This is a genomic window from Achromobacter sp. ACM05 (assembly GCF_019218915.1).
In the GTDB taxonomy this organism is placed as follows: Bacteria; Pseudomonadota; Gammaproteobacteria; order Burkholderiales; family Burkholderiaceae_B; genus Achromobacter; species Achromobacter animicus.
In genome coordinates this window covers 121,741-136,979 of record NZ_JAHUWQ010000004.1, presented here as the reverse complement: position 1 = coordinate 136,979, position 15,239 = coordinate 121,741, and the positions used below count along the sequence as shown (strand labels likewise).

Below are 15,239 nucleotides of genomic sequence, written 5' to 3'. Positions count from 1 at the left end.
ACCGTGGTCGGTGCGACGCATGTCGCAGCGGCCACGGTTTTTCATTTGTAAGGAATAATCGTCATGTTCAACAAAGTGACTAAATCGTTCCAGTACGGCCAGCACACGGTCGTCCTGGAAACTGGCGAAATCGCTCGCCAGGCCTCCGGCGCCGTTGTGGTGTCGATCGAGGACACCGTCGTCCTGGCCACCGTCGTGGCTGCCAAGAAGGCCAAGCCGGGTCAGACGTTCTTCCCGCTGACCGTCGACTACATCGAAAAGACCTACGCTGCCGGCCGCATCCCGGGCGGGTTCTTCAAGCGCGAAGGCAAGCCCTCCGAAAAGGAAACGCTGACGTCGCGCCTAATCGACCGTCCGCTGCGTCCGCTGTTCCCTGAAGACTTCTACAACGAAGTCCAGGTGGTCCTGCACACGCTGTCGGTCAATCCTGAAATCGATCCCGACATCGCCGCCATGATCGGCGCCTCGGCCGCACTGGCCATCTCGGGCATCCCGTTCAACGGCCCGATCGGCGCCGCGCGCGTGGGTTACATCGATGGTCAATACACCATCAACCCGACCGCATCGGAACTGAAGTCCTCCAAGCTGAACCTGGTTGTCGCCGGTACGGAAAACGCCGTGCTGATGGTCGAATCGGAAGCTGACCAGCTGTCCGAAGAAGTCATGTTGGGCGGCGTGGTCTATGGCCACCAGCAAATGCAGACCGTCATCAACGCCATTCACGAACTCGTGAAGGATGCTGGCAAGCCCGATTGGGATTGGCAAGCTCCCGCCAAGGACGAGGCCCTGATCGCCGCGGTCACCGCCGCCGCCCAGGAAGGCCTGAACGCCGCCTACCAGATCCGCGAAAAGCAGGCCCGCACCGCCAAGCTGCGTGAAGTGTCGGCCGAGGTGTCGGCCAAGCTGGCTGCCGCCGCTGCCGAAAAGGGCGAATCGGCTCCCGACGCCGTCACGGTCGACAACATCATGTTCTCGCTGGAATCGGCCATCGTCCGCGGCCAGATCCTGAACGGCGAACCGCGCATCGACGGCCGCGACACCCGCACCGTCCGTCCGATCAGCGTGCGTCTGGGCGTGCTGCCCCGCGCGCACGGCAGCGCCCTGTTCACCCGTGGTGAAACCCAGGCGCTGGTCGTGGCCACGCTGGGCACCAAGCAAGACGAACAGATCATCGACGCGCTCATGGGCGAGTACCGTGACCGCTTCATGATGCACTACAACATGCCTCCGTTCGCCACCGGCGAAACCGGCCGCATTGGTGTGCCGAAGCGCCGCGAAATCGGCCACGGCCGTCTGGCCAAGCGTTCGCTGGTGCCGCTGCTGCCGGCCCCCGAAGACTTCCAGTACACGATCCGCCTCGTGTCGGAAATCACCGAATCCAACGGCTCCTCGTCGATGGCCTCGGTCTGCGGCGGCTCGCTCGCCATGATGGACGCTGGCGTGCCCATCAAGGATCACGTGGCCGGCGTGGCCATGGGTCTGATCCTGGACGGCGGCAAGTTTGCCGTGCTGACGGACATCCTGGGCGACGAAGATCACCTGGGCGACATGGACTTCAAGGTTGCGGGCACCGAAAACGGCGTCACCGCACTGCAGATGGACATCAAGATCCAGGGCATCACCAAGGAAATCATGCAGGTTGCGCTAGACCAGGCCCGCGAAGGCCGTCTGCACATCCTCGGCAAGATGAAGGAAGCCCTGGACGGTTCGCGCGGCGAGCTGTCGGCGTTCGCGCCGCGCATGCTGACCATCAAGATCAACCCCGAGAAGATCCGTGACGTGATCGGCAAGGGCGGCGCCACCATCCGCGCGCTGACCGAAGAAACCGGCACGCAGATCGACATCTCCGACGACGGCACGATCGTGATCGCCAGCGTCGACGAAGCGCAGGCCAAAGAAGCCCAGCGCCGCATCGTCGAGCTGACCGCCGACGTCGAAGTGGGCCAGATCTACGAAGGCTCGGTCCTGCGTCTGCTGGACTTCGGCGCCATCGTGCAAGTGCTGCCGGGCCGCGACGGTCTGCTGCACATCTCCGAAATCGCCAACTACCGCATCGCGAACATCAACGATGTGCTGAAGGTCGGCCAGCAAGTCCGCGTCAAGGTCATCGAGGCCGACGACAAGGGCCGTCTGCGCCTGTCCATCAAGGCAATCGGTGGCATCGAGCAGCAGCAAGCCGCTGCCGCTCCCGAAGCTGCCCCCCAATCGGAACCGCAAGCTGAATAAGCCTGCAGCCTCCTGATTGAAAAGCGGCGCCTCATCCGAGGCGCCGTTTTTTTTGCCTGGCGCGGCCGAATGTGAGGGGGATGGGCCGCTGCTCCCCAGTTCGTCCGCCTTCCTGTAAAGTCTTGCGCGAGAGACGCGCCGCCGGGTGCAATGGCGCGCTTCACGCTTGATCGAAGGGGGCATACGGATGAACAAGGCATGACGGCGTGGCCGATAACCGCAGTCACCGCAGCGCTGTTGGCTGCGCTGTTGACCGGCTGCATGCCGCCCCCCGGGGCGGGCCAGCGTGGCCCCAAGGGCGAGGACATGACGGCGGACCAGTTCGCGCAGACGGACTTCAACCGGACGGTCACGCTCGAGGTACGCGACAACCTGACCAGCCTGTATTCGTTGCTGGACAAGCTGTACCGCCGCAATCCGCGGGAATGGCGCAAGACCGGTGCGCCGGACCTGGCCACGGCGGTGAACCGCGTCAAGCATTCCATCGAAGTCCGCGTGCCGCCGCGAGATCTGAGCGGGCTGCGCGACATCCAGATCCTGGCAGTCGCCCTGGATCCCAACTATCCGGGCGACCGGGTCGGCGCCTTCATCTACGGGCTTGCGGACACCATCATCGCCGCGCACAACGGCAAGACGCGCCTGTACGCGACAGACGCCCTGGATGGCCAGCGGGTCTACAATGCCGCACGGAACGTCGAGGCCGCGGCCTGGCTGCTGGCCACGCGCCGCAACAACCAGGGCGAATTGCTGTTGCTGGCCAACGAAATTTCCCCGACCGCCACGAATCTCAGCTTCGAGCGCGAGTTCGGCGCCATCATCGGCCGGCTGGACCTGATCGCCAACCTGCTCGGCGAGAACTCCCGGCGCATCGGCATCAACTACGCCCAGGGCCTTTTGCTGTTCAACTTCCTGCCTGTGCGTTAACCGGATTTCCATCGTGATCGATATCGCATCCATCCAGGCCGCCCGCGAAAAGCTGCGCGGCCAGGTCCTGAAGACCCCGTTCACCCTGTCCCGCACGCTGTCCGACATTTTCGGCGCCGAGATCTGGCTGAAATTCGAGAACCTGCAGTTCACCGCGTCCTTCAAGGAGCGCGGGGCGCTGAACCGCATGCTCACGCTGTCGGACGAGGAGCGCGCCAAGGGCGTGATCGCGGTGTCGGCGGGCAACCACGCGCAAGGCGTGGCCTACCATGCGCAGCGCATGGGCGTGCCGGCGGTGATCGTCATGCCGCGCTTCACGCCGACGGTGAAGGTCGCCAACACGCGGCGCTTCGGCGCCGAGGTCGTTCTGGCAGGCGACACCTTTGATGATGCCAAGGCGCGCGGCTACGAGCTGGCTCGCGAACGCGGCCTCATCATGATCCACCCCTACGACGACGAAGCCGTCATGGCGGGGCAGGGGACCGTCGCCCTGGAAATGCTGGAAGACCAGCCCAAGCTGGACACCCTGGTCATCGCCATCGGCGGCGGCGGGCTGATCTCGGGCATCTCCACCGCCGCCAAGGCCGTGAACCCCGGCATCGAGATCGTGGGCGTGCAGACCGAGCGCTTTCCGGCCATGTACGCGGCCGTCAAGGGCGTCACCATGCCGCCGGGGCAGTACACCATCGCCGAGGGCATCGCCGTCAAATCGCCCGGCGATCTGACGCTGGCCGTCGTGCAACGACTGGTCGACCGCATCGAACTGGTCAGCGAAGCGGACATCGAGCACGCCATCGTCGTGCTGCTGGAAATTGAAAAGACCGTCGTGGAAGGCGCTGGCGCCGCGGGCCTGGCCGCCTTGTTGCGCGCGCAGGAAGAGGGCAGCGACCGTTACAAAGGCAAGCGCATCGGGCTGGTGCTGACGGGCGGCAACATCGACCCGCTGATGCTGGGCGAGCTGATCGAGCGCGGCATGGTGCGGGCCGGGCGGCTGGCGCGGATCCGCGTCGACCTGCGTGACCTGCCCGGGGCGCTGGCCCATGCCACCAAACTGATTGCCGACGCGCAGGCCAACATTACAGAAGTGCACCACCAACGCGCGTTCACATCGCTGCCCGTGCGCAATGTCGAGGTGGATTTCGTGTTGCAGACGCGCGGTCCCGAGCACATCCAGGAAGTGATCGACATCCTGAACGCGGCCGGGTTTGCGGCGAGCAATCACGATCATTGACTGCCCGGGCGGCATCGCGATGCGGCCCTATTCTTTCAATCTGCTGTCAGAAAACTGTCGCTCCGGCCGAACTTTCGGCCGGAGCGTTTTTGTATGGGCGGCGTGTACATCGACGCCGCGTTGCGAGCATCAGGTGCGAGTCCCGGCAGGGCCTCGCCAGTGACGGATTCCCCGCTCCAGATCCTGCAAAAAATGCATCTGAATATTTCTACGCAGGCTCGCATCCATTCTGTACGGAACTTTTCCTCTAATGGCTAACTCACCTGAAAAATCGGCTATTTAAGCCAATTTCGCGGATTTGTGACCCTTCCCGCAGGTGCCAGGATGCCGAATTGCGTCCATTCGATGGTCTAGGGATATCCCCCACAAAGTCATGGTTGATACCCATAGCAGATATGTCGTTCCACGATTTACCATCCCGCGTTCATGTCGTTGCCGCCCGTCAAAGCGGCTGCGTTGAAAGAGAAATGAGCGCGTCTGAAGTCAGGATTTCCGGGACGCGATGGATTTGGGAGAAAGCAGATTGATAAGAAACAGACAGGATTTCTGGTCTGGCGTCATGTTCATCGTGGTGGGGGGAGGCTTTGCGTTGCAGGCGACCCAATATTCCATGGGCAGCGCGGCGCGCATGGGCCCCGGTTACTTTCCGTTCTGGCTCGGCATCGTGCTGGCGCTGATGGGCGCGACGGTGCTGATGAGCGCCTTGTCCCCCCGCGCCGAGAAAACGACGATCGGCCGCTATGACTTCCGCATTCTTTTTCTCGTCGTCGGGTCCGTGTTTCTGTACGGCTTTTCCCTGCGTTATCTCGGCCTGTACCTCTCGGTGTTCCTGCTTGTCCTGATCAGCAGCGTCGCCAGCCACGAATTCAACTGGAAGGTTGCCGTCGCCAACGGCCTGTTCCTCGTGGCGTTCTCCTACCTCGCGTTCATTCGCGGGTTGGGCCTGATCTTTCCGCTGTGGCCCAGCGTGCTGACCAACTGAGGTACCGGACATGGAATTGCTTCAAAACCTGATGCTGGGTTTCTCGGTGGCCTTCACCCCCGAAAACCTGACTTACGCATTCATCGGCTGCCTGCTGGGCACGCTGGTCGGGGTGCTGCCGGGACTGGGTCCCGTGCCGACCATCGCCATGCTGCTGCCCATCACCTACGTGCTGCCGCCTACCGCCGGCCTCATCATGCTGGCCGGCATCTACTACGGCACGCAGTACGGCGGGTCGACGACAGCCATCCTGGTGAACCTGCCGGGCGAGACCTCGGCGGTGGTGACCGTGCTGGACGGGCACCAGATGGCGAGAAACGGACGGGCGGGCGCCGCCCTGTCGCTGGCGGCCATCGGCTCGTTCTTCGCGGGCAGCGTCGCCACCGTGCTGATCGCCGCCTTCGCGCCGCCGCTGGCCGAAGTGGCATTCGCGTTCGGCCCGGCCGAATACTTCTCGCTGATGGCGCTGGGTCTGATCGGCGCCGTGGTGCTGGCGTCGGGCTCGCTGCCCAAGGCGATCTGCATGATCCTGCTCGGCCTGCTGCTGGGCATGGTGGGCACCGACGTGAATTCGGGCGTGGCGCGCTATGACTTCAGCATCCCCGAACTGCAGGACGGCATCGACTTTGCCATCGTCGCCATGGGCGTCTTCGGTCTGTCGGAAATCATGAGCAACCTGGAGCTCAAGGAGAACCGGGTCGAGATCACCGACAAGGTCGGTTCGCTGTATCCCAGCCGCCAGGAATTCCGCGAGGCCGCGCCCGCCATCGTGCGCGGCACGGCGCTGGGTTCGGCGCTGGGCATCCTGCCGGGTGGCGGTTCCGTGCTGTCGGCGTTTGCGTCCTACACGCTGGAAAAGAAGCTTTCGAAAGAGCCGCAGCGCTTCGGCAAGGGGCATCCCGCCGGGCTGGCCGGTCCCGAATCCGCCAACAACGCGGGCGCGCAGACCTCCTTCATTCCGCTGCTGACGCTGGGCATCCCGGGCAACGCGGTGATGGCGCTGATGGTGGGCGCGATGACCATCCACAATATCCAGCCGGGACCGCAGGTCATGTCCAGCCACCCCGAGCTGTTCTGGGGCCTGATCGCCTCGATGTGGATCGGCAACCTGATGCTGGTGGTGCTGAACCTGCCGCTGATCGGCATCTGGGTGAAGCTGCTGCGCGTCCCGTACCGCATGCTGTTCCCGGCGATCCTGGTCTTCTGCACGATCGGGGTGTATTCGTTGAACTACAACGCCTTCGACATCTTCATGTTCGCCATCTTCGGCATCATCGGCTACGTGTGGAGCAAGCTTGGCTGCGAAGGCGCGCCGCTGCTGCTTGGCCTGGTGCTGGGGCCCATGATGGAAGAGAACTTCCGCCGGGCGCTCCTTCTGTCGCGCGGCGAGTTTTCCACCTTTGTCACGCGCCCGCTGTCGGCCACGCTGCTGGCGCTTGCCGCGATCCTGCTGGTGCTGGTTGCGATGCCTGCGCTGCGCAAGAAGCGCGAAGAGGCTTTCGTCGAGGTCGATTGACGTAACGGTTACGGTTGGCTCCGGGTCTGGTTCGGCGAAAGCCGGCCAGGCCCCTTTTTTATTGGCGGCTTCTTATTGCCTGCCTTATTTCCGCTGGCTTATTGCCGCCGCTTTGATCGCCGAGCGGTCTATTGACGCGCCACCAGGTTCTTCAGACCGTACAGCCGTTCGCGATGCAACGTCGCGGTCAGCGGCTCCGGCTCGCGGCCCAGCGCGACGTAGTCGGCGGGAATCTGCGCAATCGCGTCCTGCATGTTTTCAGACCCCGCGTGCCACCACTGCACCAGCATCCGGTCCGGGTTGTAGACGTCCAGCCCCTGGCGTCGCAGCTCGGAACGATTGAAATCCTTCAGATTCCACGTCAGCACCTGCACGGTCGGCGTCTGAGGCAGCCCGCAGCGCGCGCGCCGCGCCAACCCGGCCGCGATCACGTGGAAATCCTTGGGATCGCTGTAGCGTAGCGACGCTTCATAGACCTGTGTGTCCGATTCCATGGCCGCCGGAAACCGCGCGTTCATGTCTGTCCAGAATTCCGCCATCACCTCCGGCGGAATGTCCCAGATGCGGCAGGCGTTGCGGCGCCATTCCTCGCCGATGCGCTCGGTCCATACGGGCTGGAACACGCCGGCCTCGGCCAGGCGCAGCAACAGGCGGCGCAGGATGCCGGACATGAGGACGCACGCGTCCAGGACGATGAACGGGGGAGAGGCGGGGAGGGAGGTCAAGATCGGTTCGGTCGCTGGCCCGGGCAACGCGCACGAATGGTGCGGCGATGGTCGCCGGGCGGGCGGGAAATATGAGGCGAGGCAGAAGAATAGTGGTTTTTCCGGTGGTCTGCCGAGCGGGTTATCTGTTCAGGAGGTCGTCCGGCACCTGAAGGTTTCGGTCGTCGGGACCCTGTTGGGTACCGCTGAGGACGGGTCGGGCCATGGGGGTGGCCGTCAGCATGTCTGCCGGAAACGGAACCAGCATCTCGCGGCTGTGGGCGGCCGATGCGGTCAGCCAATCGCCATAGGCGCCTTCCGGCAGAATGACCACCATGCGCTTTTCCGTGTTGGGCTGGTGATAGCGGCTGAACAGGGGATCGTTGTCGGCGTTGATGGTGAGCATGGTGTAGCTCTCCTGCCAATGCCCGGCCGCATCGCGATAGCGATCCCACAAGCCCGCGATGCCCAATGGCTTGCCGTCGGCGCGGGTGAACCGGGTGGCCACGGCCTTGCCGGACGTCCAGTCCGGCTCGAAGATCGCGTCGGCGGGAATGATGCAGTGCTGCGCGCGGCGCCAGGCGTTGCCGAACGTGTACGAGCCCGCGGCGGTCTCCGCGCGGGCATTGAAGGTGGAAAGCTTGCTGGCCCGTTCCAGGCCACCCGAGCGCGTCATGGCGCTGATCAGACCCCAGCGGCCGGCAGCGGCTTCGCGTTCAGGTACGGCGTCGTCACCGGCGTCATGTTCGGGGGGACGCCGCACGAACACCCCTTCATAGCGGGGCCACATGTCGTACTTGCCGATAGCGGCGGGCTTGGATCGCACGCCGAATTTCTGCAGCAGCAGTTCGGCGTCCTTGAGCGTCTGGTAGTGCGAACACATGCACGAGCTCCCGGAATGACGGGGAGGCGCGGTGTGGCGCCTCCGGGGTATCCAAGCTTGCCGTGTGGGCGTGCGATTTGTCCAGCGCGAGGGGATGCGAGGGGTGGTGCCCGAGACCGGAATCGAACCGGTACGGCCGCGAGGCCGAGGGATTTTCTTACCACTTCGGCTTTCGCCGCCAGCACAGGCTTGCTGTTCGTGGTCTGGAGCACGCCTTCACCATAGCCTTTTCGGCCTTAGGTGCCCGCCGTCTGCTCTCTACACCTTCCCCGATATATCATCGGGGCTTGGCTCGGCGTTAGCGCGGAACGGGTCCAGGGCCTTCGCCGAGTTTGACGGGCTTCACCTTTGGAGTTTCCTCCAGAGGGCTCAAATTTGTTCAAGTCCCTTGTGTCTACCAATTTCACCACTCGGGCGATGCGCGTCCCGCGAGGGGCCGGCAGCGGGCGAGACTATACCACCTTGGCAGCGGGGATATTGGCGGCGCGCGCTGGTAATGGGTAATCGCGGCAGGAACCAGACCGGCGGGCGGGTAAACCCCGATCCCTGCGCGGCGGGACTACGGACGACACTTTGCGCCATGAAGCCCAGTCCGCCCGCCCCGCCGTCCCGCGACATCGACCCCGTTTCCCTGCGCCTGTTCCTGGCCGCGCTGGAGGAAGGCAGCCTTGCGCGCGCCGCCGCCCGCGAGAACATCGTGCCGTCGGCCGTCAGCAAGCGGATGTCGGAGATGGAAGACGCGTTCGGCGTGCCGCTGCTCGAGCGCGGCGTGAAGGGCGTGCAGCCGACGCCGGCGGGCGATGCGCTGGCCGCGCACGTGCGCCGCGTGCTGGAGGATATGGACCGCATGCACCGCGACATGGCGGGATTTGCAACCGGGGTGCGCGGGCATATCCGGCTGGCCGTCAGTTTTGCCGCCTTGTCGGGCGACCTGCCGGCGCAGATCCAGTCCTTCCGGCGCGCGAATCCGCAAATCGATATCTCGCTGGAAGAGGACACCACGCAGACGGCGTTTCGCGCCGTGCTGGAAGGGCGGGCGGACGTGGCGGCCGGTTCCGACTTCGGACACGAAGGCCTGCAGGTGTTTCCCTTTGGCCATTGCGAACTGGCGGCGGTGGTGCCGGGCCGGCATCTGCTGGCTGACCGCGAGACGCTCGGTTATGCACAGCTGCTGCCGTTCGAGCAGATCGAGCTGAACCGCGATAACGGCATCAGCAGCGTATTCGATCAGGCGGCGCGCGAGGCGGGTATGACGCGCCGCATCAGCGCGCGTGTCAGTTCGCACGAGACCATTTGTCTGCTGGTGTCGCGCGGCATGGGCGTGGCGGTGGTGCCGCATTATCTGAAGCCGCGACTGGCGCACCTGGACATTCGCTTCATTCCGCTGGAAGGGCCTTGGTCCAGCACGCCGCTGTGCATTGCGGTGCGGGATCCGGAAGCGCTGTCGCCGGCTGCGCGTGCGCTGCTCGCGCATCTGGGCGTGCTGGGGGATTGACGCCCTCAGGGCTAACCCGGACGTTCCGAAACGAGAATGCCCCCGTGCTGAAAGACCGCTACCCGCCGGTGCCGCCCGCCCGCGATGATGCAGACATGCCGGCGCGGCGCGGACAAGTTTCCGAGGCTGACGCCGCGCTCCCATCGAACAGGCTGGCAAGAGGAACCGCAGATGACAGCAGCACCGGCTTCACCCTTCATGGACAGCACCGAACTGCCGCTGCGCGGCATCAAGGTCCTGGAACTGTCTCACATGATCATGGGGCCGGCCGCCGGCCTGTCGCTGGCGGACCTGGGCGCGGACGTCATCAAGGTCGAACCGATCGACGGCGACCGCACGCGGCGCTTGAAGGGATCCGGCAGCGGCTACTTTCCGGTCTTCAACCGCAATAAGCAGAGTCTTGCGATCGACCTGAAGTCGCCGGAAGGCCAGGAGGTCGTGCGCAAGCTGGCGCTGCAGACCGACATGATCGTGGAGAACTTCCGCGATGGCAGCCTGGCGCAGTACGGACTCGATTACGAATCGCTGTCGGCTGAGAACCCGGGGCTGATCTATGTGTCGCTCAAGGGCTTTCTGTCCGGTCCCTACAAGCACCGCACCGCGCTGGACGAGGTGGTGCAGATGATGGGCGGGCTGGCCTACATCAACGGCGGCGCGGACACGCCGCAGCGGGTGGCGGCGTCGGTCAACGACATCCTGGGCGGCACGTTCGGCGTGGTGGGCGCGTTGGCCGCGCTGCACGACCGCCACGCCACCGGCCGCGGGCGCCATGTGCGGTCCGGCCTCTTTGAAAACAATCTGCTGCTGGTTGCACAGTTCATCGCGCAGTTCCAATTGACGGGCACGGCACCCAAGCCGATGGGCGCCGAGCGCAAGCCGCCATGGGGCGTGTACGACGTCTTCGAAACCGCCGATGGCCGCGTGTTCGTCGCGGTGGTGGGCGATGCGCAATGGCGCAACTTCGCGCAGAAATTCCTGCCGCCCGAATGGGCCGCGGATCCGCGCCTGGCGACCGCCATCGACCGCGAGGCCGCACGTTCGTGGCTGGTGCCGGGCGTCGGTGAAATCCTGAAAACCTGGAAAACCGACGAACTGTGCGCCGCGCTGGAGGAAGCCAATCTGTCGTATGGCCCGATCCGCCAGCCGCACGATCTGCTTGATGATGCGCATCTGAACGCGGGCGGCGCGCTGCTGCCGACCCGGCTGCCGGACGGCGTCGAGATCTCGGCCGCCGCGCTGCCCATCGAGTTCGATGGCCGCAAGGCGGGCAAGCGGTTCGATCCGCCCACCCAAGGCGCGCAGACGCACGCCATTCTTCAAGGCCTGGGCCTGGATGCCGCGCGCATCGACGCCTTGCGCACGGCGGGAGTGATTGCATGACGCCAGGGCGTTAGCGCCCGATTTCTGTCGAGGCGGCGTCAGACCGCCAAGACATCCATCAAAGAGGAGACACCCATGATCCGCAAACTCGTTGCGCTGGCTGCACTGGCCGTCGCATGTACCGCCACTGCGCAGGACTATCCGAACAAGCCCATCCGCATCATCATCCCGTCCACGCCGGGCGGCGGCACCGACTACATCGGCCGCCTGATGAGCACCAAGCTGCACGAGCTGAACGGCTGGGCGGTCGTGCCCGAGAACAAGCCCGGCGCCGGCACCGCGCTGGGCTTGGCCGAAGCGGCGCGCTCGCCCGCGCAGGGCTATGACCTGGTGATCGGCCAGTCCGACAACGTCACGCTGATTCCGCTGCTGATGAAAGTGGCCTACGACCCGGTCAAGGATCTGACGCCGGTAGCGCTGGTGGCCACGACGCCGATGGTGCTGCTGGTGGCGGAGGCCTCGCCCTACAAGACGCTGCCTCAGGTGATCGAAGCGGCCAAGAAGGCGCCCAACCAGATTTCGTACGGCACGTCGGGCACCGGCGGGGGCGTGCACATCGCAATGGAAATGCTGCAGCACGAAGCCGGCTTCAAGATGCAGCACGTGCCGTACAAGGGTTCCGCGCCGGCGCTGGCCGACCTGATGGGCGGGCATCTGCAGTTCGCGGGCTCGTCGATCTCGTCGGCGGCCACGCTGATCAAGTCGGGCAAGGTGCGCGCGCTGGCGGTGACCTCGCCCAAGCGCAACCCGGCCTTGCCGGACGTGCCGACCGTGGCGGAGCTGGGATACAAGGACTTCAGCGTGGTGACCTACTACGGCGTGCTGGCCCCGGCCAAGACGCCCGACGCCATCGTCACGCGGCTGAACAGCGACTTCAACAAGCTGCTGGCGCGCCAGGATGTGAAGGACGCGCTGGCGGCGCAGGGACTCGAGACCGACCCCGTATCCAGTGCCCAGTTCGCCGCGCTGATCCAGTCGGACATCGGCAAGGCGCAGCAGACCATCAAGAGCGCCGGCATCGTCATTCAGCAATAGACACGGGAACGCACATGAACCAGGAAGTCAGGCTTTGCGAGGTCGGGCCGCGCGACGGGTTGCAGATGGCCAAGGGCATGATGCCGGGCGCCGACAAGCTGCGCTGGATCCGGCAACTGGCCGATGCCGGGCTGCGCGAGATCGAAGTGGGCAGTTTCGTGTCGCCGCGGCTGGTGCCGCAGATGGCGGACACGGGCGACATCCTGCCCGAAGTGCTGAAGATCGACGGGCTGACCGTGTGCGCGCTGGCGTGCAATCTGAAGGGCGCCATCGCCGCCTACGAGGCCGGTGCGCACGTGCTGGCGTTTCCCGTGTCGGTCAGCGACACGCACAGCCGCGCCAATGTGGGCAAGGGCACCGACGCGCAGGTCGACATGCTGGCCGCCATCGTCGACTGGGTGCGTTCGCAGGCGCGGCCGATGCGTATCGACGCCGCTGTCGCCACCGCGTTCGGGTGTTCGATGGAAGGCGAGGTGCCGGTGCGGCGGGTGGCCGAGGTCGCGGCCGCGGTGGCGCGCGTGGGCGCCGATGAAATCGCGCTGGCCGATACCGTGGGCTATGCGCATCCCGGGCGCGTGCGCGAGGCGGTGCGTGCCGCACAGGACGCCGTGGGCGCGCGGCTGACCAAGCTGCATCTGCACGACACGATGGGATTGGGCCTGGCGAATGCGCTGGCGGGGCTGGACGAAGGCATCCGCGCCTTCGATTCCTGCCTGGGCGGGCTGGGCGGTTGCCCGTTTGCGCCGGGGGCGTCGGGCAACATCGTCACCGAGGACCTGGTGTTCATGCTGGAAAGCATGGGGTATCGCACGGGCGTTGATCTGTCCCGCCTGCTTGCGGCACGGCCCCTGCTGGCCGAATCATTGCCGCAGGAAACCCTGCGCAGCGGCGTGGCCGCCGCCGGCATTCCCGGGACCTACGCGGCCACCGCTTAGGTCAGCGATACACCAGGACGGGCAGGGTGGTGTGCGCCAGCACCTTCTGCGTCTGGCTGCCCAGCAGCAGCGCGGCCATGCCCCCACGGCCGTGCGAAGACATGGCAATCAGGTCGCAGTTGCGCGTCATGGCCACGTCGACGATCACCTGATAAGGCGAGTCGCTCTCGCGCATTTCCGTGACGCAGGCCACGCCGGCGGTGCTGGCCTTGCCGGCGGCTTCGGACAGATACGAGCTGGCCAGCTCGCGCGCCTGGTTTTCGTAGATGCCGCGCACGCCTTCAAGCTGCACGGATTCCATGGAGGGCATCTCGAACGGGCTGTAAACGGTCAGGACCGTGACGCTGGCGTCCAACGCACGCGCAAGCGCAAGGGCTTGTTCCAGGCCGGAATTGGCCAGGCTGGATCCGTCGATGGGGATGAGTATGTGCTTGTACATGGCAACCTCCAGAAGGAATCTGCGTCCATGGTACGCCCGTTGGGGACGGCCCGTTTGGGACGGCCCGTTTGGGACGGCCTGTGGAGGACGGCCTGTGGAGGACGGCCTGTGGAGGACGGCCCATTTGGGACGGTTGCCTCTGAATCTGGCGGAAGCGGTGAGATTCGAACTCACGAACGGTTGCCCGTTGCCGGTTTTCAAGACCGGTGCAATCGACCACTCTGCCACGCTTCCGGGGTGTTGCCAGTACTGCCGGCGATTTTGCCTGCCGGATTGCCCGCAGTGCCGCCAGTCTATTGCGGCCGCCAGGCAAACATTCTGCCCGAACGGAATCACGATATGCCGCAAAGGGCGCAATAATAATCCATTTGCTGCAAAGGAGGCACGCGATGCACGCTGTTGAAATCACCCGCCCCGGTGGCCCCGAAGTCCTCGTCCCCGTGGAACGCCCCACGCCCGAGGCCGGCGCCGGCGAAGTTCTGATCAAAGTGACCGCTGCGGGCATCAACCGCCCCGACGTGTTCCAGCGCAAGGGCAACTACGCCCCGCCGCGCGGCGCATCCGACCTGCCGGGTTTGGAAGTGGCCGGTGAAATCGTCGGCGGCGACGTGGCCGGCAGCGGCTTTGCCGTGGGCGACAAGGTCTGCGCGCTGGTCGCGGGCGGCGGCTATGCCGAATACTGCGTCGCGCCTGTGGCGCAATGCCTGCCGATTCCCAAAGGCCTGTCCGACATCGAGGCCGCCGGCCTGCCGGAAACCTATTTCACCGTGTGGAGCAACGTGTTCGACCGCGGCCGCCTGTCCGAAGGCGAGGCGCTGCTGGTCCATGGCGGCGCCAGCGGCATCGGCACCACGGCCATCCAGTTGGCCCGTGCGATGGGTCACAAGGTCTACGCGACGGTCGGTAGCGACGATCGCGCCCGTGCCGTCGAGGCGCTGGGCGCCGACAAGGGCATCAACTACAAGACGCAGGACTTCGTGAAGGAAGTGCTGGACGCCACCGGCGGACGCGGCGTCGACGTGATCCTGGACATGGTGGCCGGCGATTACATCGCCCGGGACATGCAGTGCCTGGCCGATGACGGCCGTATCGTCATCATCGCGCAGCTTGGCGGCTCGCACGCCAATGTGGATACCGCCCAGGTCATGCGCCGTCGCCTGACCATCACCGGTTCCACCCTGCGGCCCCGTCCGGTCGCCTTCAAGGGCGCCATCGCCCGCGCTCTGCGCGAGCAGGCCTGGCCGCTGCTGGAAAAAGGGGCCATCAAGCCCATCGTCCACGCCACGTTCCCGCTGGCCGAGGCCTCCAAGGCGCACGCCATGATGGAAGGCGGGGAAAACATCGGCAAAATCATCCTGACCATGTAAGAAACGCGCGGCGTTCGGCGTATCGCCGCGCAACAGGATACAATCTCGGGTTTCGCCTGGAATTTTTTCCAGGCAGGCCCGTGGGCGGTTGCTGCACAAGTCCCCTGTATCAGGACCTGCAG

General features: G+C 65.2%; 13 protein-coding genes and 1 tRNA gene. 10 read left to right on the top strand and 4 right to left on the bottom strand.

The features are described 5' to 3' along the window. The first annotated feature begins 63 nt into the window (after positions 1-63). From pnp to KW836_RS22835, 5 genes are all read left to right on the top strand, one after another. Positions 64-2,226: a polyribonucleotide nucleotidyltransferase gene (gene pnp, locus KW836_RS22855; protein ID WP_142050570.1), complete on the top strand. Its 2,163-nt coding sequence runs from the start codon at positions 64-66 to the stop codon at positions 2,224-2,226. A gap of 198 nt (positions 2,227-2,424) precedes the next feature. Next, positions 2,425-3,150, top strand: a complete 726-nt coding sequence (locus tag KW836_RS22850; protein WP_218344866.1) for a hypothetical protein — start codon at positions 2,425-2,427, stop codon at positions 3,148-3,150. Positions 3,151-3,163: 13 nt separating this feature from the next. Further along, positions 3,164-4,381 carry a threonine ammonia-lyase gene (locus tag KW836_RS22845; protein WP_218344865.1) on the top strand — a complete coding sequence of 406 codons (1,218 nt, stop codon included), beginning with the start codon at positions 3,164-3,166 and terminating at the stop codon, positions 4,379-4,381. Between the two features lie 559 nt (positions 4,382-4,940). Further along, a complete protein-coding gene (locus KW836_RS22840) occupies positions 4,941-5,363 on the top strand; it encodes a tripartite tricarboxylate transporter TctB family protein (protein WP_175184167.1) in 423 nt (140 codons plus the stop codon). A gap of 10 nt (positions 5,364-5,373) precedes the next feature. Continuing rightward, entirely contained in the window at positions 5,374-6,879 is a 1,506-nt protein-coding gene (locus KW836_RS22835) for a tripartite tricarboxylate transporter permease (RefSeq protein ID WP_175137244.1), read from the top strand. A gap of 128 nt (positions 6,880-7,007) precedes the next feature. On the opposite strand, the gene KW836_RS22830 is transcribed toward KW836_RS22835, so the two are convergent. Continuing rightward, positions 7,008-7,604: a PIN domain-containing protein gene (locus KW836_RS22830; protein ID WP_218344863.1), complete on the bottom strand. Its 597-nt coding sequence runs from the start codon at positions 7,602-7,604 to the stop codon at positions 7,008-7,010. A gap of 121 nt (positions 7,605-7,725) precedes the next feature. Continuing rightward, complete coding sequence (locus KW836_RS22825) at positions 7,726-8,466, bottom strand: SOS response-associated peptidase (protein ID WP_218344862.1); 741 nt, start codon at positions 8,464-8,466, stop codon at positions 7,726-7,728. A 580-nt stretch (positions 8,467-9,046) separates the two neighbouring features. On the opposite strand from KW836_RS22825, the gene KW836_RS22820 reads away from it, so the two are divergent. The 4 genes from KW836_RS22820 to KW836_RS22805 all read left to right on the top strand — a co-directional run bounded on the left by KW836_RS22820 (position 9,047) and on the right by KW836_RS22805 (position 13,311). Further along, positions 9,047-9,961 carry a LysR family transcriptional regulator gene (locus KW836_RS22820; RefSeq protein WP_218344861.1) on the top strand — a complete coding sequence of 305 codons (915 nt, stop codon included), beginning with the start codon at positions 9,047-9,049 and terminating at the stop codon, positions 9,959-9,961. A 171-nt stretch (positions 9,962-10,132) separates the two neighbouring features. Beyond that, positions 10,133-11,341, top strand: a complete 1,209-nt coding sequence (locus KW836_RS22815; protein WP_218344860.1) for a CaiB/BaiF CoA-transferase family protein — start codon at positions 10,133-10,135, stop codon at positions 11,339-11,341. A gap of 75 nt (positions 11,342-11,416) precedes the next feature. Continuing rightward, positions 11,417-12,376, top strand: a complete 960-nt coding sequence (locus KW836_RS22810; RefSeq protein ID WP_175123098.1) for a tripartite tricarboxylate transporter substrate binding protein — start codon at positions 11,417-11,419, stop codon at positions 12,374-12,376. A gap of 14 nt (positions 12,377-12,390) precedes the next feature. Continuing rightward, positions 12,391-13,311, top strand: coding sequence for a hydroxymethylglutaryl-CoA lyase (locus tag KW836_RS22805; protein ID WP_218344859.1), 921 nt, complete (start codon positions 12,391-12,393; stop codon positions 13,309-13,311). Position 13,312: 1 nt separating this feature from the next. Here the strand turns inward: KW836_RS22805 and KW836_RS22800 are convergent, their stop codons facing one another. Then, positions 13,313-13,750, bottom strand: coding sequence for a universal stress protein (locus KW836_RS22800; protein WP_218344858.1), 438 nt, complete (start codon positions 13,748-13,750; stop codon positions 13,313-13,315). Between the two features lie 146 nt (positions 13,751-13,896). Further along, positions 13,897-13,984: transfer RNA gene (locus tag KW836_RS22795), tRNA-Ser, on the bottom strand. A 155-nt stretch (positions 13,985-14,139) separates the two neighbouring features. Between KW836_RS22795 and KW836_RS22790 the strand changes: the two genes are divergently transcribed. Beyond that, complete coding sequence (locus tag KW836_RS22790; protein ID WP_175123095.1) at positions 14,140-15,117, top strand: NAD(P)H-quinone oxidoreductase; 978 nt, start codon at positions 14,140-14,142, stop codon at positions 15,115-15,117. The last annotated feature ends 122 nt before the right edge of the window (positions 15,118-15,239 follow it).